21 protein-coding genes and 1 riboswitch are annotated in these 21,735 nt (G+C 63.6%); of the genes, 11 read left to right on the top strand and 10 right to left on the bottom strand.

From position 1 onward, the window contains the following. Window positions 1-115: 115 nt before the first annotated feature. Both CKW22_RS26065 and CKW22_RS26060 read left to right on the top strand, forming a co-directional pair. Window positions 116-1,168 (top strand): Gfo/Idh/MocA family protein, encoded by a 1,053-nt coding sequence (locus CKW22_RS26065; protein WP_033698692.1) that lies wholly within the window; start codon window positions 116-118, stop codon window positions 1,166-1,168. Window positions 1,169-1,223: 55 nt separating this feature from the next. Further along, a complete protein-coding gene (locus tag CKW22_RS26060; RefSeq protein WP_095065541.1) occupies window positions 1,224-2,039 on the top strand; it encodes a sugar phosphate isomerase/epimerase in 816 nt (271 codons plus the stop codon). Window positions 2,040-2,150: 111 nt separating this feature from the next. On the opposite strand, the gene CKW22_RS26055 is transcribed toward CKW22_RS26060, so the two are convergent. The 4 genes from CKW22_RS26055 to CKW22_RS26040 form a co-directional block, all read right to left on the bottom strand. Then, on the bottom strand, window positions 2,151-3,476 hold the full coding sequence (locus CKW22_RS26055; protein ID WP_033698689.1) for an MFS transporter: 1,326 nt from the start codon (window positions 3,474-3,476) through the stop codon (window positions 2,151-2,153). A gap of 166 nt (window positions 3,477-3,642) precedes the next feature. After that, window positions 3,643-5,322: an FAD-dependent oxidoreductase gene (locus tag CKW22_RS26050; protein WP_095065539.1), complete on the bottom strand. Its 1,680-nt coding sequence runs from the start codon at window positions 5,320-5,322 to the stop codon at window positions 3,643-3,645. A 33-nt stretch (window positions 5,323-5,355) separates the two neighbouring features. After that, window positions 5,356-5,676, bottom strand: a complete 321-nt coding sequence (locus CKW22_RS26045; RefSeq protein ID WP_095065537.1) for an NIPSNAP family protein — start codon at window positions 5,674-5,676, stop codon at window positions 5,356-5,358. A gap of 86 nt (window positions 5,677-5,762) precedes the next feature. Further along, window positions 5,763-6,572 carry a shikimate dehydrogenase gene (locus tag CKW22_RS26040; protein ID WP_033698685.1) on the bottom strand — a complete coding sequence of 270 codons (810 nt, stop codon included), beginning with the start codon at window positions 6,570-6,572 and terminating at the stop codon, window positions 5,763-5,765. A 172-nt stretch (window positions 6,573-6,744) separates the two neighbouring features. On the opposite strand from CKW22_RS26040, the gene CKW22_RS26035 reads away from it, so the two are divergent. The 4 genes from CKW22_RS26035 to CKW22_RS26020 all read left to right on the top strand — a co-directional run bounded on the left by CKW22_RS26035 (window position 6,745) and on the right by CKW22_RS26020 (window position 9,586). Next, a complete protein-coding gene (locus CKW22_RS26035; RefSeq protein ID WP_095065535.1) occupies window positions 6,745-7,515 on the top strand; it encodes an IclR family transcriptional regulator C-terminal domain-containing protein in 771 nt (256 codons plus the stop codon). Window positions 7,516-7,755: 240 nt separating this feature from the next. Beyond that, window positions 7,756-8,355 carry a hypothetical protein gene (locus CKW22_RS26030; RefSeq protein ID WP_033698683.1) on the top strand — a complete coding sequence of 200 codons (600 nt, stop codon included), beginning with the start codon at window positions 7,756-7,758 and terminating at the stop codon, window positions 8,353-8,355. After that, window positions 8,355-8,783 (top strand): phage holin family protein, encoded by a 429-nt coding sequence (locus CKW22_RS26025; protein WP_033698681.1) that lies wholly within the window; start codon window positions 8,355-8,357, stop codon window positions 8,781-8,783. The genes CKW22_RS26030 and CKW22_RS26025 overlap by 1 nt, the downstream gene beginning before the upstream one ends. Next, window positions 8,780-9,586 carry a DUF3618 domain-containing protein gene (locus CKW22_RS26020; RefSeq protein WP_095065533.1) on the top strand — a complete coding sequence of 269 codons (807 nt, stop codon included), beginning with the start codon at window positions 8,780-8,782 and terminating at the stop codon, window positions 9,584-9,586. Before CKW22_RS26025 ends, CKW22_RS26020 begins: the two co-directional genes overlap by 4 nt. 46 nt (window positions 9,587-9,632) lie before the next feature. On the opposite strand, the gene CKW22_RS26015 is transcribed toward CKW22_RS26020, so the two are convergent. Then, the gene (locus CKW22_RS26015) at window positions 9,633-10,979 is read right to left on the bottom strand and encodes a sodium:proton antiporter (RefSeq protein ID WP_095065531.1); all 1,347 of its coding nucleotides are present in this window, start codon (window positions 10,977-10,979) and stop codon (window positions 9,633-9,635) included. Window positions 10,980-11,104: 125 nt separating this feature from the next. Beyond that, window positions 11,105-11,312: riboswitch (cobalamin riboswitch) on the top strand. Between the two features lie 107 nt (window positions 11,313-11,419). Between CKW22_RS26015 and CKW22_RS26010 the strand changes: the two genes are divergently transcribed. Genes CKW22_RS26010 through CKW22_RS25995 form a run of 4 tightly spaced genes read left to right on the top strand, consistent with a single transcriptional unit; the run spans window position 11,420 to window position 16,371 of the window. After that, window positions 11,420-13,558, top strand: coding sequence for a TonB-dependent siderophore receptor (locus tag CKW22_RS26010; protein ID WP_033698677.1), 2,139 nt, complete (start codon window positions 11,420-11,422; stop codon window positions 13,556-13,558). Window positions 13,559-13,604: 46 nt separating this feature from the next. Continuing rightward, window positions 13,605-14,390: an ABC transporter ATP-binding protein gene (locus CKW22_RS26005; RefSeq protein WP_047583782.1), complete on the top strand. Its 786-nt coding sequence runs from the start codon at window positions 13,605-13,607 to the stop codon at window positions 14,388-14,390. Beyond that, complete coding sequence (locus CKW22_RS26000) at window positions 14,387-15,355, top strand: ABC transporter substrate-binding protein (protein ID WP_033698675.1); 969 nt, start codon at window positions 14,387-14,389, stop codon at window positions 15,353-15,355. Before CKW22_RS26005 ends, CKW22_RS26000 begins: the two co-directional genes overlap by 4 nt. Beyond that, window positions 15,352-16,371: an iron ABC transporter permease gene (locus CKW22_RS25995; RefSeq protein ID WP_047583783.1), complete on the top strand. Its 1,020-nt coding sequence runs from the start codon at window positions 15,352-15,354 to the stop codon at window positions 16,369-16,371. Before CKW22_RS26000 ends, CKW22_RS25995 begins: the two co-directional genes overlap by 4 nt. Before the next feature lie 16 nt (window positions 16,372-16,387). Here the strand turns inward: CKW22_RS25995 and CKW22_RS25990 are convergent, their stop codons facing one another. After that, window positions 16,388-17,293, bottom strand: coding sequence for an alpha/beta fold hydrolase (locus CKW22_RS25990; RefSeq protein WP_047583784.1), 906 nt, complete (start codon window positions 17,291-17,293; stop codon window positions 16,388-16,390). A gap of 215 nt (window positions 17,294-17,508) precedes the next feature. Here CKW22_RS25990 and CKW22_RS25985 point away from each other — a divergent pair, with 215 nt between their 5' ends. Next, a complete protein-coding gene (locus tag CKW22_RS25985) occupies window positions 17,509-17,742 on the top strand; it encodes a hypothetical protein (RefSeq protein WP_095065529.1) in 234 nt (77 codons plus the stop codon). A 406-nt stretch (window positions 17,743-18,148) separates the two neighbouring features. On the opposite strand, the gene CKW22_RS25980 is transcribed toward CKW22_RS25985, so the two are convergent. From CKW22_RS25980 to CKW22_RS25965, 4 genes are read right to left on the bottom strand one after another with little or no spacing between them, the layout of a single operon-like run. Then, window positions 18,149-19,063, bottom strand: a complete 915-nt coding sequence (locus CKW22_RS25980; protein ID WP_095065527.1) for a LysR family transcriptional regulator — start codon at window positions 19,061-19,063, stop codon at window positions 18,149-18,151. Window positions 19,064-19,079: 16 nt separating this feature from the next. Next, on the bottom strand, window positions 19,080-19,589 hold the full coding sequence (locus CKW22_RS25975; protein ID WP_033698668.1) for a flavin reductase family protein: 510 nt from the start codon (window positions 19,587-19,589) through the stop codon (window positions 19,080-19,082). A 25-nt stretch (window positions 19,590-19,614) separates the two neighbouring features. Continuing rightward, a complete protein-coding gene (locus CKW22_RS25970; RefSeq protein ID WP_033698666.1) occupies window positions 19,615-20,646 on the bottom strand; it encodes a methionine synthase in 1,032 nt (343 codons plus the stop codon). 26 nt (window positions 20,647-20,672) lie between these two features. Beyond that, complete coding sequence (locus tag CKW22_RS25965; RefSeq protein ID WP_095065525.1) at window positions 20,673-21,659, bottom strand: DUF1852 domain-containing protein; 987 nt, start codon at window positions 21,657-21,659, stop codon at window positions 20,673-20,675. Window positions 21,660-21,735: the final 76 nt, after the last annotated feature.

Here is a 21,735-nt window from a genome sequence, read left to right as displayed (position 1 = left end):
TGCGGTGCTTCTGTAAAGCGGAACGGGGTTCTAAATTGTTGATTGTGGATTCTGGAACAGCGTTCCGTAATCCGTGATCCGACAATAATGACAACAATGACAAGAGGACAGTCCGTTGAACGCACCGCTTCGTATCGCCCTGATTGGCGCCGGCATCATGGGCCGCCAGCACTACCAGCACCTGCGTCAGGTCCCGCAAGCCCAGTTGTGCGCGGTGGCAGACCCTGGCCCGCAGGCCGAGGCCTTCGCGGCCGAATGCGCGGTGCCTTGTTTTGCCGACCACCGCCGCATGCTGGAGGTAGTCCAGCCCGAGGCGGTGATCGTCGCCAACCCCAATAACCTGCATGTGGCCACCGCGCTCGATTGCATCGAGGCCGGTGTGCCGGTGCTGTTGGAAAAACCGGTGGGCGTGCACCTGGATGAAGTCCGTGCGCTGGTGGAGGCGTCTCGGCGCTGTGGCGTGCCCGTGCTGGTCGGCCACCACCGACGGCATAACCCTCTGATCGCCAGTGCCCGTGGGATGATCGCCGACGGCGCCCTGGGCAGGCTGATCAACGTCACCGCGCTGTGGCAGTTGCAGAAGCCCGACAGCTACTTCGACACCCCCTGGCGCCGTGAGCCAGGCGCTGGTTTCTTGTTGACCAACCTGATCCACGACCTGGATCTGCTGCGTTATCTGTGCGGCGAGGTGGTGCAGGTACAGGCGTTCACCCGCAACGATGTACGCGGTTATGCCAATGAAGACAGCGCAGCGGTACTGCTGCAGTTCGCCAACGGCGCGCTGGGCAGCCTGACGGGCTCCGACGCGGTGGCTGCACCCTGGAGCTGGGAGCTGACGTCTGGCGAGAGCCCGATCTACCCGCGCCAGGATGGCCAGCCCTGCTTCCTGCTGGCGGGCACCCAGGGGGCGCTGAGTATTCCGCAGCTCAAGCGCTGGCAGTACGCCGAAGCCGGCTCGGGTTGGCATACACCGTTGCTGCAAAGCGAGGCTGGCACCCCGGCGGGCGAGGCATTGACCTTGCAACTGCAGCACTTCGTGCGCGTTGCCCGCGGTGAAGAAGCACCGCTGACCGACGCCGCAGACGGCGCCCGTACCTTGGCCCTGGTCGAGGCGATCCGCCAGGCCGCCGAAAGCGGCCGAGCGTGTGCCCCCGCGATCATCGCCTGACGCGCGAGCAAAGCGCGACCTTCGATCACACCTTTTTTGCTTTCAGGTAACGAACATGACTGACCGTATTTTTTCCCTTGCCGCGCTGACGGTGCTCGAGCTTTCGCCGCCCGCCATGGTGGAAGCTGCCGCCCGAGCCGGCTACAGCCACGTGGGCCTGCGCCTGGTCGCGGCCACCCCGGAGGAACAGCACTTCCCGCTGGTTGCCGATGCCGAGTTGCGTCGCCAGACCCAGGCGCGCCTGCGCGACACCGGTATCAAGGTGCTCGACCTGGAAATCCTGCGCCTCAAGCCTGAAACCTGTGTGGCTGATTTCGAGGCCATTCTGGCGGTGGGTGCCGAGTTGGGGGGTACCGAACTGCTGGTTGCCGGCAACGACCCGGACGAGGCCCGCCTTACTGAGCGCTTTGCCGAGCTGTGCGACCTGGCGGCGGGTTACGGTATCCATCCGCACCTGGAGTTCATGCCCTGGACCGACGTTCGCGACTTGCGCCAGGCCATGCGTGTGGTAGCCAACGCTGGCCGGGAAAATGGCTGTGTGCTGGTGGACGCGTTCCATTTCAACCGCTCTGCCTCCTCGCTCGACGACCTGGCGCGCCTGGCACCACAGCGCATGCGTTACGCCCAGTTGTGCGACGTGGCCGGCCCGGTGCCGGATGATATGGGCGAGATATTGCGCCAGGCGCGTAATGAACGGCGCTTCCCCGGTGATGGCGATGCTGACCTGGTCGGGTTGTTGCGCGGCTTGCCGGCAAGCGTGCCGCTGAGCCTGGAGATTCCGACGCGGCAGTTGCTGGAGCAAGGTGTCAGCGGCGAGCAGCGGGCGCGGCTGGCGCTGGAGAAGGCCAAGGCGGTGCTGGCGCGGGTGTGAGATAGGGTTGGGGCGGCTTAGTGCCTGGCTTGGGTTTTGAGGTGGGGCATAGATCGAGCGCCGCCCGCGCGGCGCTCGATCTATGCACCAACACACATCCAATGCCAGGCACTAAGCCCCCTCAACCCCACGCGGCGCCATGAAATACATCCACACCAGCGCCAGGAAGTACATCACCGGGATCATGGTAAACAGCACCGCATAATTGTTGTGGGTAACCGTCAGCACGCTGCCGACGATCTGCGTCATGAACATCCCACCGATGGCCGCACACATGCTGCCAAAGCCGAACACCGTGCTCACCAGGTGCTTGGGTGTGTAGTCCATGACCAGGCTCCAGATATTCGCGGTCCAGGCCTGGTGCGCGCCGACCGCCACGGCAATGGCGAGCACTGCGACCCACAGGCCACTGGCGTGGGCAGCAAAGACCACACTGACAATGGTGCAGGCAAAGATCAGCATCGAGATCAGCCGTGCGCGGATCGCACGTACGCCGCGGCCGATCAGCCACGACGAAAGTATCCCGCCGCCAATGCTGCCGAAATCCGCAGTCAGCCAGATCAGGATCAACGGGATACCCATCTGCGTCACGCTGATGCCCAGCGCGTACTGCTGGTTCAGAAACGGTGGCAGCCAGTAGAGGTAGAACCAGAACACCGGCGCCGTGATCGAGTAAGCCACGGCGAAGGCCCAGGTGCCGCGCTGGCGCAAGATGCGGCGAAATGGCATCGGCTTCGCTTCGGGCTCGTCATCCTGCTGGATATAGTCCAGCTCGCTCTGGCGCACGTGCGGGTGCGCTTCCGGGTTGAAGTACTTCAACCCCCACAACACCACCCACACCAGGCCAAGGCTGCCCATGGCAATGAACGCGGCCTGCCAGCCCCAGGCGGCCAGGATCAGCGGCAGCAGCGCCGGGGTGACCATGGCACCGACGTTGGTGCCGGCGTTGAACAGGCCGGTGGCGATGGCGCGTTCGCCGGCAGGGAACCACAACCGCGTGGTCTTCACGCAGGCCGGGTAGTTGGCCGCCTCGGTCAGGCCGAGGATGAAGCGGCAGACCATGAAGCCGGCCGCCGAGGTGGCCAGGCCGTGGGCGCCGGTGGCCAGGCTCCACAGCAGCACCGCAACGAAGAAGGCGTGCTTGACCCCAACCCTGTCGATCAACCGGCCCTGCAGCAGAAAGCCGATCGCGTAGCCGACCTGGAACCAGAAATTGATGTTGGCGTAGTCCATCGCCGTCCAGCCCATGTCCTTGGCCAGGACCGGTTGCATGATGCCGAGGGCGGCGCGGTCGATGTAATTCAGGGTGGTGGCGAAGAACACCAGGGCCAGCATGCCCCAGCGGGTCTTGCCGACGGCGAAGGCGCCACGCACCTTGTCACCGATGGAGCCATGGGCGAGGCGGGGGGTGGCAGTGTTGAACTTGGAAGGGGTCATGTGAGGTCGTTTCTTGAAATTGTTTTGAACGGCAGTGCGTCTGGAACGCGGTTTTGCCCATGGCAAGGATGGGCACGCAAGGTCATTTAATGGTGAGCAGTGAATGATTGAGCGTCAATTCAAAGATGGGGCTACTGTTCGCTGATCGAACAAAAGTGCTGCTGCGCTAAGTTGCGGGGCCGCACAGCGCTTTGCCCGCCAGGTAGCCGAAGGTCATGCCGGGGCCAAGGGTGATGCCGCCGCTTGGGTAGTGCCCGCCCATGATGCTGTGCATATCGTTGCCGACTGCATAGAGGCCGGGTATCGGGCGCTGTTCGCTGTCCAGGACCTGGGCAGAAGCCTCCGTGCACAGGCCGGCGAACGTCCCCAGGCTGCCCGGCAGCAGCTTCACCGCATGAAAGGGGCCGTGCAGCAGGGGCCGCAGTGACGGGTTGGGCGCTTGCAGCGGGTCGCCCTGCGCGCAGTTGTAGCGCGAGGCGCCGCGCTGGTAGTCCGGGTCTGTGCCCTGCGTTGCGTGGTAGTTGAAACGGGCAACGCTGCGCTGCAGTTGCTGGGCGTCGATCCCGCAGCGTGCGGCCAACTGCGCCAGGTTAGGGCCGCTGAACAGGTAGCCACGCCGTTCATAGAAGCCGGTAGGGAAGGGGAACGGCTTGGCCCAGCCGATGCCATGGCGGCGCTGCGCGGCGTGATCGCAGATCAGCCAGGCCTCAGGTGCCTCGCCTGGCGGCGTGGCCGCGAACAGCGCATTCATGAAGGCATGGTAGCTGTCGGCCTCGTTGACGAACCGCCGGCCGTCCCGGCGCACGGCAATGAAACCGGGCTTCGCACGGTCGATCAGGTGCGGAAAATGGCCGAGGCTACCGTCGCTTCGTGGCACCTGTGACACCGGCGCCCAGGCCCCGTCGTGGGCCGCCGTGGTGGCGACTTGTGCGCCAACCTGCTCGCCCAGGCGCAGGCCGTCGCCGCTGTTTTGTAAGGGTGCAGCGGAGTAGTGGCGATCGCCTTCGGGCGCATGGGGTATCAGTTGCGCGATGCGCTGGCGGTCATGCGGGAATCCGCCGCAGGCCAGCACCACACCGCGTCGTGTGTGGATCACCTGACCATCGCTGAACTGAACGCCAGTGATGCGCCCATCCCTGAGCAACCCGGTGGCCTGTCGCGCATGCAACAGCGTCACGCCCAGGTCGAGGGCGCTGCGCAGCAGGCGCGCCACCAGCGCATTGCCGTTGACCAGGTGCAGGCCGCGACGATGCAGCAGCAAGTCGCGCCCATGGCGCAGCAGGCGCTTGCCGACGTGCCAGGCGGCCTTGGGCGAACGGCTGGCATTGAAGAACGCGGCCATGTCCGCCCCACCGGCGATGCCCATGCCGGCCAGGCTGACGATGTCCAAAGGGGGGCGAAGGCGGTGCACCCAGTGCCCGAGCAGGCGCCCGTCGAATGGCTGCGCGCACAGGGAGCGCCCACCCGGTGCGCTGCCGTCGCCCTCGTGCATGTCGGGCATCTTCGTGCCGGACTGGAACTGCACAGCGGTGTGCTGCTGGAAGAACGCCACCATTTCCGGCCCATGGCGTAAGAACGCCTGCTGGCGCAAGTCCAGCTCGGCGACGTGGGTTTGCGCGCGCAGGTAGCGTTCGGGTGCGTCGTCGGTTTCGACGATGCCTTCGGCGATGGCCAGCGGGTTGCGGGGTATCCACAACCACCCCCCCGACCAGGCGCTGGTGCCGCCGAACTGGCTGGCCTTTTCGGCGACGATCACCTTCAGGCCATGATGCGCGGCGGTTACTGCGGCAGCCAGGCCAGAGGCACCGGAGCCGAGGACAAGTACGTCACATTCCAGGGATTGCATGGGTGCGCTCCGGTCAGGTGGGGGGCAAGGCATTCACTGCAGGGGCGAAAAGCCGGTCGGGCGCATTAGCCGCGATTGCAATCGCAGCACGGCGCCCAGTTCGCGATTGCGCTTGGAGAACTCCGCCCAGCGCGGGTCCGCAGCCATCGCTGCGCGGCGCTGCATGCGCTCGTCGAGGCTGGCATAGCCCCACAGGTGCACCACCTGGTTGACCTCGCCGAATTCGCTGGTGAAAAAGCCGACCAGGTTGCCCAGGTGTTCGCTCTGCACCGCCAGCGCATGGCTCTGGTACAGGGCCAGCCAGTCGGCCATTTTCAGCGGGTCGAGGGTGTAGGTTCTCAGTTCAAAATACATGCGACAGTCTCCGGATGAGGGGCCGACGCCTGCAGGCGTTCGGCAATAGGGCTGGCGACGAGCCAGCCGACGGTGAGGGCAGGGCCTCAGATCTCCAGCGGGGTGACGCCCATGAAGGCGCCGAGCAGTCCGAGTTGGGCAAAGGCCATCTGTGGCCCGGTCTGGATCGCACAACCGAGCTGGCGTGCCCTGTGCAGCAAGGGGGTGATCTCTGGCGAAGTGACCACGTCGGCAACCAGGGTGCAGGGCTGCAGGGTGTCCAGCAGGGCGCCAGGCAGAGGCAGCTCGTCGCTGCCGCCCATGCCGATGGGCGAAGCGTTGACCAGCAGGTCGAACGCCTCCAGCGAGTGGTATTGGGTAGCGACTTCGAGGTTGGGGAAGGTGTTGCCAAGCAGTTCGCAAAGCGCGCCCGCCCGTGCCGAGCAGGGGTCGCTCAGGGTGACCTGGCCCACGCCAGCCTCACCCAGGGCATAAGCGATGGCGCTGCCGACCCCACCACAGCCGATCACCAGTGCGCGTTTGCCCGCTGGCTGAAAGCCCTGCTTGCGCGCGGCGCTGAGGAAGCCTGCGCCGTCGACGTTGTCGCCCAGCAGGCACCCGTCGCTGCCGCGCCGCACCACATTGACCGAGCCCAGTGCGCCAGCGCGTTCGCTCAGGCCGTCCAGGCGCGTGGCCAGCGCCTGTTTGTAGGGCACGGTGACCACGCAACCGCGCAGGTTGCGCCAGCCCCGCAGGCTGTCGACGAAGGCGTCCAGCGCCGTTTCCTGCAAGTCGATGGGGAGCATCGCCAGGTCGCAGCCATGGCTGGCGAACCAGGTGTTGAAGTTTTCAGGCGATTTCACCTGGGCGATGGGTGAACCGACGATGGCGACCAGTTCTGTCGAACCCCGAATCATGCTGACCTCCGTGCTTGCTGTTGTTGTGCAGGCAAGGGTGGCGTGCGAGGGGGTGGGGGACAATGCGCTTGTCGGGCAAGTAGTGCGATAATCGCAGTTGCATGGCGATTATCGAACCAGAGTGCTGAACAATGTACAGCCCGGATCACGACAGACCGCACGAGGTGAAGGCATGGACAAACCGCAGATCCACCCCCGCGACCTGATCGCCGGCTTGCAGAAAGGCCTGGCGTTGATGCAGCTGTTCAGCGTCGATCAGCCGCGCCTGACCGTGCCACAGGCGGCCAAGCAGTCAGGCCTTACCCCCAGCGCTGCGCGGCGCTTCCTGCTGACCTTGGTACACGAAGGCTTTGCCGACACCGACAGCCGCCATTACTGGCTCACGCCCAAGGCGCTGCGCATTGGCCAGGCCTACGTGGATTCGGCGCAACTGCCGCGCATGCTGCGGCCTATCGTCGAGCAGGTTGCCCGGCAGACCCAGGAACATGTCTCGGTCGGCACCCGAGACGGCGATGAAATCATCCACCTGGTGCGCAGCCGCTACAGCCACATCGCCTCGTTGTCGATCAGGCCCGGTTCGCGGGTGCCGATGTACTGCACGGCCGGGGGGCGAATCTGGCTGGCCGCGCTGAGCGAGGCAGCGCGCGACGCGTATTTCTCGCGCAACCCGTTACGCCAGCTCACGCCCTACACGCAGACAGACAGGGCGCTACTGGAGCAAGCGCTGCAACGTGTACGCCAGCAGGGCTTCTGCATCGTCGACCAGGAGTATGAAGTCGGCATGCGCGTGCTGGGCGTGCCGCTGCTGGACCGCAGCGATGAATTGAAGGCGACCCTGACGATCACCACCCACGCCTCACGGTTGAGCGTTGACGAGATACGGCTGCGCTATTTGCCGCCGCTGTATGAAGCGCAGGTGTTGTTGAGGCCAGTGGTTGGTTGATCTGCAGTCTGACTAGGTGCTTGGCTTGGTTTATTCAGGGGGGCGGATAAACCAAGCCAAGCACCTGGCGGCCCCGACAAACTTAAGCTTTGCCCCCCAGTAAACCCCGTGCAGGCCATTGGTGCAGAGGGCAATGGCTGCCGATCACTCTGACTGAACTCCCGGCCCCAGCGCTACGTCCCCCGAATGAAGGCACACAGTCCGGCACCTGCCGGTTGTTCATTTGCGAGGGATATGACCATGGAACGCGATCAAGGCTCGGCGGCACCGCCGAGCAGCCCCCAGGATCACCTGCACGCCATTACCGACGAGGCCGGCGCCCTACTGAGCGAGGCAAAGCACCAGGGCACCGAGCAGTACGAGCACTACCGCACCACAGCCGCCGAGCAACTTGATTCCTTGCAACAAGGTGCACGCTCGGCTGCATCCGCGTTGCAGGGCAACGACAGCCTGGGGCTTTCCCATTACCTGGGCGAAGCTGCCGAGTGGATGGGCAATTTTGCCGAGCAAATCCGCCATGAAAGTGCTGAGGACCTGCTGCACCGAGGGTCTCGCCTGGCGCGGGACAACCCGGCGCTGTTCCTGGCTGGCAGTGTGGCGGCAGGGTTTGCCTTGTCCCGCTTTCTGCGCGCCAGCGCCAGCCACGCCACTACGGCGCCGTCGCCGGTGCCAGGGCAAGGCAGCAGCGAGCCCAGGCACGCCGCTGCGCCGATGCCGGACCGCGCCAGCGACGTGTCCACGCACAAACCCTACACCCCGGTCGACCCTGTCGGCATGGGCGGCGGCACGCCGGTAAGCGGTGGCCCATTGGAGCGTGACCCGCTCAAAGGAGGTGAATGATGAACAAAGACCCTCTACAACCTGCGCCGGGGCTACATACCCCGGCAGAGGACACGGTCGGGGTGGGCGGTTTGCTGCGTCAGTTGATGCGCGAAATCCCAGAACTGTTCACCCAGGAGCTGGCCCTGGCCAAGGCCGAACTGCAGCGCAATCTCAACGCCTTGAAGGCCGGTACGGCAGCGGTGGCGGTAGGGGCCATCGTGCTATTGGCGGGCTTCATCATCCTGCTGCTGGCAGCGGTGTATGCCTTGTCGATGGTGCTCGTGCCCTGGCTTGCAGCGCTTATCGTCGGGGCGGTAACGGTGATCATCGGGTTCATCATGCTGCAGGCCGGCAAGAAGCAGTTCGAGCCAGCTCAACTGACCCCGGATCGCACGCTGCATGCCCTGCAGCAGGACAAGGATGCGCTGAAGAGGAAACTGCCATGAGCACTTCTTTCGAACAAGAAACGCAGAAAGACCCTGACCTGCTCGAGCAACAGATCAATGCCAAGCGCGAGCATATCAGTGACCTGGTCGATGCCCTGGAGCAGCGCCTGAGCCCCGGCCAACTGATGGACCAGGTATTGGCTTACAGCAAGGGCAGCGGCGGGGAGTTCTTCCATAACCTGGGCACCACCTTGAAAAACAACCCGGTGCCGACCACCCTCACGGTGCTTGGCCTGGCGTGGCTGGGCTTCAATCAGAATCGCCCGTTCAACCCTGGCCCTGCGCACACCGGCCCAGGCCTGGGCGAAAAACTGGGTGATGCGGTCGACAGTGTGAAGGGGGCTTTTGCCCATGCCACAGAGGCGCTGCACGATGCCGGCCACGCGGTGAGCAGCAAGGCCCATGACCTGCGTGACCGGGCTGGCGAGCTGGGGCAGGGCGCGCGCGACACGGTGCACGGCTCGGCTGACAGCCTGCGCGGCAGCGCCCAGCAGATCGGTGACCAGGCCACAGCCCTGAAGGGCCACTTCGATCAGTTGCTCAAGGAGCAGCCTTTGGTGCTGGCGGCGCTAGGCATCGCGTTGGGTGCAGCCTTGGGCGCGGCATTGCCCGGCACCCGTAAAGAGGATGAGCTGATGGGCGCCAGCAGTGACCGCTTGACCGACACGCTGAAGGCCAAGGGTGAGCAAGCCAAGGAGGCGGTAAAAGAGTCGGTAAGGGAAGCCACCGCGAAAGAGGCGCCCACGGGCACGCATCGAACGGCGGACACTGACTTGTCTTCGGGGTTGGGCTTCCCGTCCTGAAAACCTCAGGGGGCGTCGCTGCCAGCGGGCGACGCCCTCTGAGGGGCTATTGGCCGCGGCGTTTTCGGCCGGCTTCGTAGCGCGCCAGCAGGGGCTGGACGCTTAGCCCATGCACCACGATGCTCAGCGCCACCACCGACAACGTGAGGTTGGTACTCGACGCGGCAACACTGGGCAGCATCGGGTGATTGAGCGCGTAGAACAGGTAGTAGAGGCTACCGATGCCGCGTATGCCGAACCAGCCAAGCAGGCCGCGCTGGCGCAGGTCCAGCAGGTCGCGCCCGGGGATCAGCAGCGTGCTCAGTGGCCGAATGATCACGAACAGCGCCGCGCCGACGACCAGCGCTCGCCAGTCCCAGTGCTCGATCAACACGACCCCGAGCAAGGTCACCAGAAAGACCTCCATCGCCCGCTCCACCAGCCCGCCAAAAGAGAGCATGTCGCCGAGCATGATGCCCGCTGCGACCTGGGTGTCTTCCAGTGCGGCGATATCCCCTTTCACCGCATGCTCCGGGGCGACATGCTGGTGACCGACGACGGGCTGTACAAGGTGCTCGGCGGGCGCTTGCGGGGTGGGGCTGGTGTGCACCTCGGCCTGTCGCAGGCCGAGCCCCGCCGCGAATACCGCAAGAAAGCCATAGCCATGGATCAGGTCGGCGACCACATAAGCCATGGCAATCAGCGCCAGTGCCAGGTAGTCGTTGGGCGAAAGCGTGCTGTCGGCATGCTGGGTGCGCAGGTACAGGCTCAAGTGCCCAAGGCCGCGGCCCATCCAGTAGCCACTGAGCAAGCCTGCGGGTACCGCCCACAGCACGTCCTGCAACAGCCAGTCGGTAAGCCACTGGCTGCCTTCGGCGCCCTGCACCAGCAGCAGGCCGAGGATCACGAACGGAAAGGCGATGCCATCGTTGAGCCCCGCTTCGCCCGACAGGCTGAAGCGCACCCGGTCGTAGTCCTGCGCGTCGTTGACCTGTACCAGCGTGGCCAGCACCGGGTCGGTCGGGGCCAGGATGGCGCCAATCAGCACCGATACTCCCCAACCCAGTTGCAGGCCGTAGTGCAGCACCAGGCTGACCCCCGCGATGCAGGCCAGCATCACGGGCCCGGCCAGGAAGAAGGCCACCCGCCAACTGCGGCTGCTCAGCGGCAGGCGCAGCTTGAGGCCGCTGACGAACAGGGAAAACAACACAGCGACCTCGGTCAGGTGCTCCATCCAGCCGCTGGCCTGGGGCAGGTCGAGTTGCAGCAGCCCGAGGCCACCCGGGCCAAGGCCTACGCCCAGCCCCAGGCACACCACCGAGGTAGTGACAGGGATCCAGCGCAGGTAAGAGGAGGTCAGCGCCAGCAGCAGCAAGACGGCGCCGAGCATGGCCACCCAGACAATGAAACTCATGTGCGCAGGTGCCTCCAGCGAGTCGGGTTGTGACGCGGGTACAGACAGTGAGTCTAGCCGTTGCTGTCGCGAAGCAGCGCCTTTGCGCTGTACAGGGCGGTTGACGTAGCGGCATTTTGATGGTCATCTGCGCGCCTGTTTCAGGTGCCCCCTGCCGCCGTGCATGGGGTGAAACGGGAAGCCGGTTCGTCATCGCGCGATGATCAGTCCGGCGCTGCCCCCGCAACGGTATGCGAGAGAAGTATTCAAGACACCACTGTGCCCCGGCATGGGAAGGTGAATGCTTCATGCCCCTCGCGAGCCCGGAGACCGGCCTGAAGCATCGTTTGGCAAACCCGCGGTGGGCGGGCGCAGGCCGGTTTCCGTAGGCGTGTGCGCCTGCGATGCCCCTTTGCGTTGTTCCCCCGGGATTCTTTCATTCCTGCTTCAAGTGGAACGACATGTCCCGTTATTCGCTGTTCAGTTCTCTGCCAGGCTCGCTGCTGCATGCAAGCCTGCTGCCCTGTGTTTTTATTAGCGTTGCCGCCCACGCCGCCGAGGCGGATAACGCCCTGGCGCTGCCGGCCACGGACATTACCGGCACGGCCGAGCGCAACCCGCAGCCCGACCTGCATACCCCAGGCACCAGTGGCTCGCGGCTTGGCCTGACGCCGCTGGAAACACCCGCCAGCGTGACCAGCATCAGTGCCGAGCAAATCCTCAAGCGCAACAACGCAACAGTTCAGGACGCGGTGACCCGTTCGCCCGGCATCACCTTCATCGGTACCCCCGGCAACGGCGGCACGGCGTTGTCGGCCCGCGGTTTTACCGGGCACAGTTCGACCATGCAGTTGTACGACGGCACCCGGCTGTACGTAGGCGCCGGCACGGTGACCTTCCCGGTGGACACCTGGTCGGTAGAACGCATCGATGTGCTGCGCGGCCCGGCATCGGTGCTGTACGGGGAGGGCGCCACCGGCGCGGTGATCAACGTGGTGCCGAAGAAGCCGTTCGAGGGTGAAATCCGCAACCACCTGCGCCTGGGCTACGGCTCGGATGACCGCCGGCAGATGGCCCTGGACAGCGGCGGTTCGCTGACCGATACCTTGAGCTATCGCCTGAACCTGAACAAACAGGCCAGCAACGGCTGGGTCGACCGCGGCGACTCGCAGAGCCTCGCCATCAGCGGCTCGCTGCGCTGGCAGCCCAGTGACGAGCTGAGCTTCACCCTCAGCCACGACTACGGTGACCAGAACCCGCAGCAGTACATGGGTACGCCGTTGGTGGGTGGGCACTACCGCGAGTCGCTGCGCGACCACAACTACAACGTCGACAACGCCGAGCTGCATTACAACGACCAGTCCACGCGCCTGGTGACCGACTGGGTGATCAACGACAACCTGACCGCCAGCAACCAGTTGTACTTCCTCAAGGCCCAGCGTCGCTGGCGCAACGCCGAGACCTACACCTGGTTGCCAGGTGACCAGGTGCGCCGTAGCAGCTTCATCAGCATCAAGCAGACCCAGGAACAGCTCGGTGACCGCCAGTCGTTCACCTTGCAACACTCGCTGTTCGGCCTGGACAGCCAGACCGTGGTGGGCGCCGACTACAACACGATCCGCTTCGTGCGCAAACACGACTTCGGCAACACCCTGACCGATACGGTGCCGTTGTCGGGGTCGGGGGGCGGCGAATACATCAGCAACGACCCCTTCCGCTCGCGCGAAGCCAACCAGGCCAAGCAGTTTTCGCTGTTTGCCGAGAACCGCACGCAGTTGACCGAGCGCCTGTCGCTGATCACCGGTGTGCGCCGCGACCAGGTGCACTTGCACAGCGACGACCTGGATACCGATACCCGCACCGACCGCAGCTTGTCCGGCAACAACTGGCGCGCTGGGTTGGTGTTCGCGGTTACCGAGGACTTGTCGGTCTACGGCCAGTACGCCACCAGTACCGAAGGCGTAAGCGACCTGCTGACCCTCGACGCCGCTCAGCAGCAGTGGGACCTGAGCACCGCCAAGCAAACCGAAGTGGGCATCAAGCAGATGCTGCCCGAGGGGCGAGGGGAGTGGACCTTGGCGGCGTACCACATCGTCAAGAAAAAGCTGCTAAGCACCGACCCGCTCAACCCGACGCTGCAACAGCAGGTCGGCCAGCAGTCGTCGGACGGTATCGAAGCCACCCTCGAACTGCGCCTGCCCTACGACGTGCAGCTGTCCGCCAACGCCGCCTGGGTGCGGGCGGAGTATGACGAATTTACCAATGGTACCGACGACTACTCCGGCAACCAGCCCACCGAGGTGCCTCGCCGTTCCGCCAACCTGTGGTTGAGCAAGGATTTCGGCCAACGCTTCAGTGCCGGTGCCGGGGCGCGTTATGTCGACAGCCGTTACGCCGACAACGCCAATACCGTTCAGGTGCCCAGCTACACCGTGGTCGACGCCACTGTCGACTGGCACGTGCAACCGGACCTGACCCTGGGCCTGCAGTTGAACAACCTGTTCGATCGCCAGTACGCCATCACCACCGGCAACAACGGCCGGCAGTGGTACCTGGGTGAGCCGCGCTCATTCTTCGTCACGGCTGATTACAGCTTCTGAGCCTGCCGCACCGGCCATTGGCCGGTGCCTCCTGGAGGTGATGCCCATGACGCAACTGCACATCGAGGCCCTCGCCTGGGCCCCGCAGGAACGGGGGCGGGCACCGCGCCCGCTGTTGCAAGGCGTGGACCTGCACGTGGGGCCGGGCGAGTTCGTCGGCCTGATCGGCCCCAATGGCAGCGGCAAGACCAGCCTGCTGCGCTGCGCCTACCGCGCCAACCCACCTGACCAAGGCCGGGTGAGCCTTGGCGCGGATGACATCTGGCAGCGCAGCGCGCGATGGTGCGCACAACGCATCGCGGTGGTGCTGCAGGAGTTTCCCGATGAGTTCGGCTTGAGCGTTGCCGAGGTGGTTGCCATGGGCCGCGCGCCGCACAAGGGCCTGTTCGATGGCGACAGTGCCGAGGATGCCCGGCACGTGGTGCAGGCACTTGCGCAGGTGGGCCTTGCCGAGCAGCGCGAGCGGGCGTTTGCCAGCCTGTCAGGAGGCGAGAAACAGCGCGTGCTGCTGGCCCGGGCCTTGGTGCAGGCACCGCAGTTGCTGATGCTCGATGAGCCGACCAACCACCTGGACCCACGCTACCAGCTGGAGCTGCTCCAGCACCTGCGCAGCCTGGGCCTGAGCATTCTGGCCAGCTTTCATGACCTTAACTTGGCGGCCGCGTTCTGTGATCGGCTGTACGTCATCGACGGCGGGCGCCTTGTTGCCAGCGGTACGCCGCAAGCGGTGCTGACCCCCGGCCTGCTCAGGCAGGTCTTCGGTGTCGAGGCGCTGGTCGACCGCCACCCCCTGCACACTTACCCACGTATTACCTGGATCACACGACCATGACCCTTCGCTACCTGATCGGCTTGCTGTCGATCCTGACCGCGCTGCCTGCCACGGCCAGCGACTACCCCTTGAGCGTGCGCAGCTGTGACCGCGACGTGACGTTCACCCAGGCACCGCAGCGGGTGGTGGTGCACGATGTGAACATGAGCGCAATGCTGCTGCACCTCGGGCTGCGCGAGCGCATCGTCGGCTACACCGGTTTCAGCGCCCGCAAGCACCGCGACCCGTGGCTGGACACGGCGCTGCAGGGCGTGCCGCAGCTGGCCAGCCGCTACCCGGCCATCGAAACCTTGCTGGCGGCTGAAGCCGATCTGTTTTTTGCCGGCTGGAACTACGGCATGCAGGTTGGCGGCCCGGTGACCCCCAGCACCCTTGCGCCATTTGCCATCCCGGTGTACGAGCTGAGCGAGTCGTGCTCGTGGGTCATGGCCCAGCAGCGGGCCAGCCTGGACGATGTCTACCGCGACCTGGGCAACCTGGGGCGGATATTCTCGGTCGAGCCCCAGGCCGACCGCGTGATCGCCAGCATGCGCGCGCGTATCGGTGAAGTGCAGCATCGGGTCGGGCAGGCGCGGTACATGCCACGGGTGTTCCTTTACGACAGTGGCGAAGACCGCCCGACCACCTCGGGAAGGCTTGGCGTGCCCCAGGCCCTGATCGAAGCCGCCGGCGGGCGCAACGTGATGGACGATGTGGCCGCCAGCTGGACCGAGGTGAACTGGGAAAGCGTGGTGGAGCGCGACCCGGAGGTCATTCTGATCGTCGACTACGGCCCCAGCAGTTGGCAGCAGAAGCGCGACTTCCTGGTGCGCCAACCTGCGTTGAAAGACGTGCGGGCGATTCGTGATCAGCGCTTCATTGTGCTGACCTACCTAGAGGTGACGCCTTCCGTGGAGAACGCAGTGGCCATCGAAAAGCTTGCCGATGCATTGCATCCCCCGTTGCTCCAAGGTGCTGCCCGATGAGGGTTGGGCACAGCACTGCGGCGTACCGGTGGCTGATCGTGCTGCTGAGCGTCGTGTTGCTGCTGTCGTGCCTGATCGCGCTTGCCTTTGGCCCCGCGTCGGTGCCGCTGGCCAAGGTTGCCGGTATTGTCGGCCAGCAACTGGGCATCGACATGCCGGGTGAGTGGAGCCAGAGCCAGGCCCATATCATCTGGCTGATCCGCGCGCCCCGGGTGTTGCTGGGGGCTTTGGTGGGTGCCGGCCTGGCGCTGGTCGGCAGCGCGCTGCAAGCCGTGACCCGCAACCCCCTGGCAGACCCGCACCTGTTGGGTGTCAGCTCGGGGGCGGCGCTGGGGGCAGTGCTGGTGATGCTCTACCTGGGCGAATTCATCGGGGTCTTCAGCTTGCCACTGGCGGCGTTCATGGGCGCGGCGGCGAGCATGTTGCTGGTGATCGGCGTGGCCCGGCGCAATGGCCGCATGGAAACCGACCGCCTGCTGTTGGCGGGCGTCGCCGTGTCGTTCGTGCTGATGGCGGTGGTCAACCTGCTGTTGTACACGGGCGATCAGCATGCCGCCGCTTCGGTGGTGTTCTGGATGCTGGGTGGCCTGGGCGCGGCGCGCTGGCATGTCATCTGGCTGCCGGCGCTGTGCGTGGTGCTGGGGCTGGTCACGCTGCAAATGTTGGGGCGCGGCCTGAATGCGCTGATGAGTGGTGAGCAGACGGCGCTGAGCCTGGGTTTCAACGGCCGACGCCTGCGCCTGCAGGTGTTCACCTGCACCTCGCTGCTGACCGGCGTACTGGTATCGCTGTCGGGCGCCATCGGCTTCGTCGGCCTGATGGTGCCGCACATGGCGCGGGCGCTGGTGGGCGCGGAAAACCGCCGGCTGATGCCGGTCAGTGCACTGCTTGGGGCGATTTTTCTGGTTTGGGTGGATGTGGCTGCACGCACCTTGATCGCCCCGCAAGACTTGCCCATCGGCATTGCCACCGCAGCGCTTGGCGGGTTGTTTTTCATTGCCCTGCTCAAGCGCTGAACGGCTGTGGCAAACGCTACGGTTTCAGAAAATCGGTGACCGCGTTGGCGAACGCCTGTGGCTGGTCGAGCATGACGAAGTGGAAGCTGTCGTCGATGCGCTTGAAGCGGATGTGCGGGGTGGTGGCGTAGGCGTTGCGGAAGGTGGCCTCGACGTTGGCAGCGGGTATGCCGTAGAGAGGGTCGTAGGCATAGACGACTTCTACCGGCACCTGGATGCGACCGAGCTCAGGGCGCAGGTCGGTGGTCATCAGTTCATAGGTGGCATCGGCCGTGGTCTGCCGGTCCGAGCCTAATGCCGCCGCGAGCAGTGCAGGCCTGGCCGCTTCGCTTTTTGCCAGGCGGGCTATGGAGGCGCGCTGCATGGCCTCGGTTTGCGCCGGCGGTGACGCCAGCAGCGCATCACGGAACGCCGCCGCATGCGGTGCGGCAGTTTCGCGAGTGGCGGCGGGGTCCATCAGCAGGGTGTAGAAGGGCAGGGCATCGACGATCATCAGGCGTGCGACCTGGTCGGGATGACGCGCACCGAGCATCAGCGCCACCTCGCCACCCAGCGAGTGGCCAATGATCACCGGGGCCTTGAGGTGCTGGGTGCGGATGTAGTCAGCGATGGCCTCGGCCGTTGGGGCGGCCACGTTGCCTTGCGGGTTGGAGACGGCCGGTGCTCCAGCAAAGCCTGCGACCTGCACCAGGTGCAGGCGGTAGCTATGCTTTAGCCTGGCGGCCAGGTCTTGCCACACTTCGCGGGAAGACGCCAAGCCCGGGATCAGGATGACATCCGGGCCGGCGCCCTCAACGGTTACCGAGATGCGGTCTTTGCTCAACGTTGCCGACGCCTGCGATGCGGGCTGGGTGGCTGATGCCGGGGCTGAGATCAAGGTGAAAGCGGTACCGATTGCCGCGAGGAGGGTGCGTGTGCGCATGACATTTTCCTTTTGTCCTTCGTTCGCCGTCCAATACCGCCAAACGGGTTGAAGTGTCGAGGATAACATCCAGCCCTGCGTCTTCGGCGTCGGCTGGCAGAATGACGTGAGGGGTCTGTTCGGTAGCGTACAGACCCTTACCGCCATTGCGCACATCCTTGAACAGTCAGCATCTCAGTTGCAGCAACTGTGGGGTTTACTCAGGGAGTGCGGACATGGCAGATAAATATGTTGGGAAGATCGTCGGGGTGGGTACGGACAACGTGGTCTACGTGATCAACATTTATCAGGACGAGACGATTGAACGCTCGCCAAACGGCATGATTCGGCATGAAGGGCTGAAGCATTTCGAGATGCAGTTTGGTGGGGCGGTGCGTAGGATTTCTGAATCCGAGTACGAAATTGCAAGCACGGGGGTGAGGGTTACTGTGCAGGAGGGGGACGGCTAGGGCGGCTCACATGCTGCCTACGCCTGGCCGTAGTCGTTCTTCCTGCCGTCTGTGGGAGCGGGCTAGCCCCGCGAACACGGGCGTAGCCCGTGCCAGTCAACCCCATTTTCTGGCTCGGCCTCTTCGCGGGGCAAGCCCGCTCCCACAAAATGGACTGCCGATGGTGAGCCGTGTCAGGGTATAGGGTGAGGGCACCTAGCTGCCCTCACCCTATACCCCGACAAGCACATGGCAGCCCCACTTCCCCAACATTCCGTGAAGACCATAAAAAAGCCGAGGTCATTTTGGCCTCAGTCGCCCGTGCGGAAAGGGCCCTAGGTAAGTAATCTTAATTGGTATTTCTGAAACACCACACTAGCCTGTGTTGAGCAACAGCTTACGAGCCATAGCTATCAGGCAACGGGCCTTACACCGCATTGACACCCTCCAAAGTCGCAAAGGAAATGTCTTTTGCTGTAAGCAGGAAGTCCCTCATGTAAGGCATTTCCAGCATATCGCTGCGAACCGCCGCGAATAGCGTGGCCTGTAGCCCTTTCTCGCCCAGGCGCTTGGCAATGACATAGCCGCGCGAGGTGTATTCATGCACCGCCCAGTTCGGCAGGCAGCAAACCCCGCGGCCGCTTGCCACCAGCTGCATCATCATCACGGTCATCTCGGCGGTGCGTACCTGGGCGGGCTCGAGGTCGGCGGGGTCGAAGAAGCGGGTGAAGATGTCCAGGCGGTTGCGCTCGATCGGGTATGTGATCAGGGTCTGGCTGGCGATGTCGGCGGGTTCCAGGTAGGGCTTTTCGCGCAGGGGATGGTGCTTGTCAATGGCCAGCATTGCCTCGTAGCCGAACAGTGGTACGTAGGTGATACCTGGCAAGGTCACCGGGTCGGAGGTCACCACCAGGTCGAGGTCCCCCCGTTCCAGGGCCGGCAGTGGCGCGAACGACAACCCTGAGGCCAGGTCCAGTTCAACCTCTGGCCATACCTCGCGGAAATCGTCCACCGAGGGCATCAGCCATTGGTAGCAACTGTGGCACTCGATGGCGATGTGCAGCCGGTCGGCCGTACCGCCAGCCAGTTTGCTCAGCTTGCGCTCCGTGGTGCGAATCAGCGGCAGCACCTGGTCGGCCAGTTGCAACAGCTTGAGGCCGGCCGTGGTGAAGCGCACCGGCTTGGACTTGCGCACGAACACGGGCATGCCGAGGCGACTTTCCAGCTCCCGGAACTGGTGCGACAGCGCCGATTGCGTCAGGTGCAGGAACTCGGCGGCCTCGGGTAGGCTGTCCGTTTCGCGCAGGGCATGAAGGGTGCGTAGGTGTCTCAAGTCGATCATGAGAAGAGGGCAACGCTCAAACCGCGCAATGCGCGGCGAGGTTGCAATATTGTCCTTTGAAATACAGCAAGGGTTGCGTAGCTGCGGCGTCCTGCACGTTCAGCGCTTTCACTTCGCCAATCACGATCACGTGGTCACCGGCTGCGTGTTCGGCGTGAATCTCGCAATCCAGCCAGTGCAGGCTGCCGGCAATGACCGGATTACCCAGCGGCGACGCCTGCCACTTGACCCCATGCCATTTGTCCGCGCCTTTGCGGGCGAACTGGTTGGAAATCCCCACCTGTTCACCCGAAAGGATATTGACCGCGAAGCGGCCCGCCTGGCGAATGCCGGGGTAGCTGGCCGAACTGGCCATCACGCTGAATGACACCAGCGGCGGGCTCATCGACACGCTATAGAACGACTGGCAGGTGAAGCCAATCGGCGCGCCATCAATGAGCGAGGTGATCACCGTGATACCGGACGCGTAGTGCCCGAGCGCTTCGCGAAAGCTCGATGGCGCGATGACAGTACTGGGAAGTGACATGGTAGGTCCTGACGTGAGGGGGCCTTTAATGGGCCAGGAGTTCTCTGCGCACGATGTCTGCGCCTGCACTCAGCGCATTCAACTTGCCCCTGGCGACCTGGCGAGGTAAGGGGGCCATACCACAGTTGGTGCACGGGTAGAGTTTGTCGGCATCTACAAATTGCAGTGCTTTGCGCAGGGTAGCAGCGACTTCCTCGGGGGTTTCAATGGTGTGGTTTGCCACGTCAATGGCGCCTACCATCACTTTCTTACCGCGAATGAGCGCCATCAGGTCCAGCGGGACGTGCGAGTTGTGGCATTCCAGCGAGATGATATCGATGCTGGATTTTTGCAGTTTGGGGAACGCTTCTTCATATTGGCGCCACTCACTGCCCAGGGTCTTTTTCCAGTCGGTGTTGGCTTTGATGCCATAGCCATAACAAATATGCACGGCCGTTTCACACGTGAGGCCTTCAATGGCCCTTTCCAGCGTGGCCACACCCCAGTCATTGACTTCGTCGAAGAAGACATTGAAGGCGGGTTCATCGAACTGGATGATGTCCACACCGGCAGCCTCTAGCTCAAGGGCTTCCTGGTTGAGAATCTTGGCGAATTCCCACGCCAGTTTTTCGCGGCTTTTGTAATGGTTGTCGTACAGCGTATCGATCATGGTCATGGGGCCTGGCAGCGCCCATTTGATGGGCTGCCGGGTTTGCTGACGCAAAAACTTGGCATCTTCTACAAACACTGGCTTTTGCCGAGCGACAGCACCCACCACCGTCGGTACGCTTGCGTCGTAGCGATCGCGGATGCGCACGGTTTCACGTTTCTCGAAATCAACGCCGCTGAGGTGCTCGATGAAGGTCGTCACAAAGTGTTGGCGCGTTTGCTCGCCATCACTGACGATATCAATGCCGGCGTGTTGCTGCTCTTGCAATGACAGGCGCAGTGCATCCTGTTTGCCTTCGGTCAACGCCTCGTCCTGCAACTTCCAGGGGGACCAAAGTGTCTCGGGTTGTGCGAGCCAAGAGGGTTTAGGCAAACTGCCGGCAGTCGACGTGGGTAACAGCTTTTTCATGAAAGAAGACCTTGTATTTGCGTAAGTCAGGAAGCGTAGTGGGCGGACCACTGCTCAAGCATGGCGTGGTAAGGTTTGATGAAGTGCTCTTCGACAAATCGTCCCTGTTCAATAGCCAGCCGGCTACGTTCTTCCCGATCATAAACAATGCGTGTCAGCGAATAATCTTCGTGCTTCAAGCTGGGCTGGTAGGACTTTCCTGCCACCGAGTTGGCATTGTAGATTTCGGGGCGGTAGATTTTCTGGAAGGTATCCATGGTGCTGATGGTGCTGATCAGCTCAAGGTTGCTGTAGTCACTGAGCAAATCGCCGCAAAAATAGAAAGCCAACGGCGCAGCGCTGTTCGCAGGCATGAAGTAACGCACTTTCAATCCCATCTTCCCGAAGTATTCATCGGTCAAGGAATATTCATCTTGCTGGTATTCAAAGCCCAGCACCGGGTGCTGGTTTTCAGTGCGATGGTAAGTTTTGCTGCTCGACACGCTCAGGCAGATGACCGGGGGCTTGTCAAAGTGCTGTTTGTAGGTGGCGGAGTTCACGAAGCGCTTGAACAGCTTGCCATGCAGCTCGCCAAAATGCTCAGGTGTGCTGAACGCTGGCTGGTTCTTGTTGTGCCCCAGTAGCAGTACGCTGAAGTCGTAATCGCGCACGTAGGACGAAAAATTATTCCCCACCATGCCGGCGATGCGCTCGCCGGTTTTTCGGTCGACGATGTGGGTTTTCAATATTTCAATCAAGGGCAGGGCGTGATCGCTGCGTTCAGCATCGATCGTCATCGCGACGGAAATTATCTCAAGCTCGACGCTGTAACGGTCGCCTTTTGGGTTGTCCCAATGCGCCAGGGCGTTGAAGCGGTTGTCGATCATCCCCAGGGTGTTGCGCAAGTTTTCCTGGCGGCTCGCGCCCCTCGCCAGATTGGCGAAGTTGGTCGTGAGGCGTGTGTTTTCGGCGGGGTGATAATGTTCGTCGAAACGAATGGTCTTGATGGAAAAGTTGAAATCTGTGTTCGTCATGGTCGGCTGTCCCACTCGAATATTTATAGGCTCTCTAGTTGAGACGTATTCTAGGTTGGGGCCTGATCGAGGGGTA

The sequence above is a fragment of the Pseudomonas sp. Irchel s3f19 genome (assembly GCF_900187555.1).
GTDB lineage: Bacteria > Pseudomonadota > Gammaproteobacteria > Pseudomonadales > Pseudomonadaceae > Aquipseudomonas > Aquipseudomonas capeferrum.
Note: the sequence above shows the minus strand (reverse complement) of the source record. Positions and strands in the feature narration are given on the sequence as shown.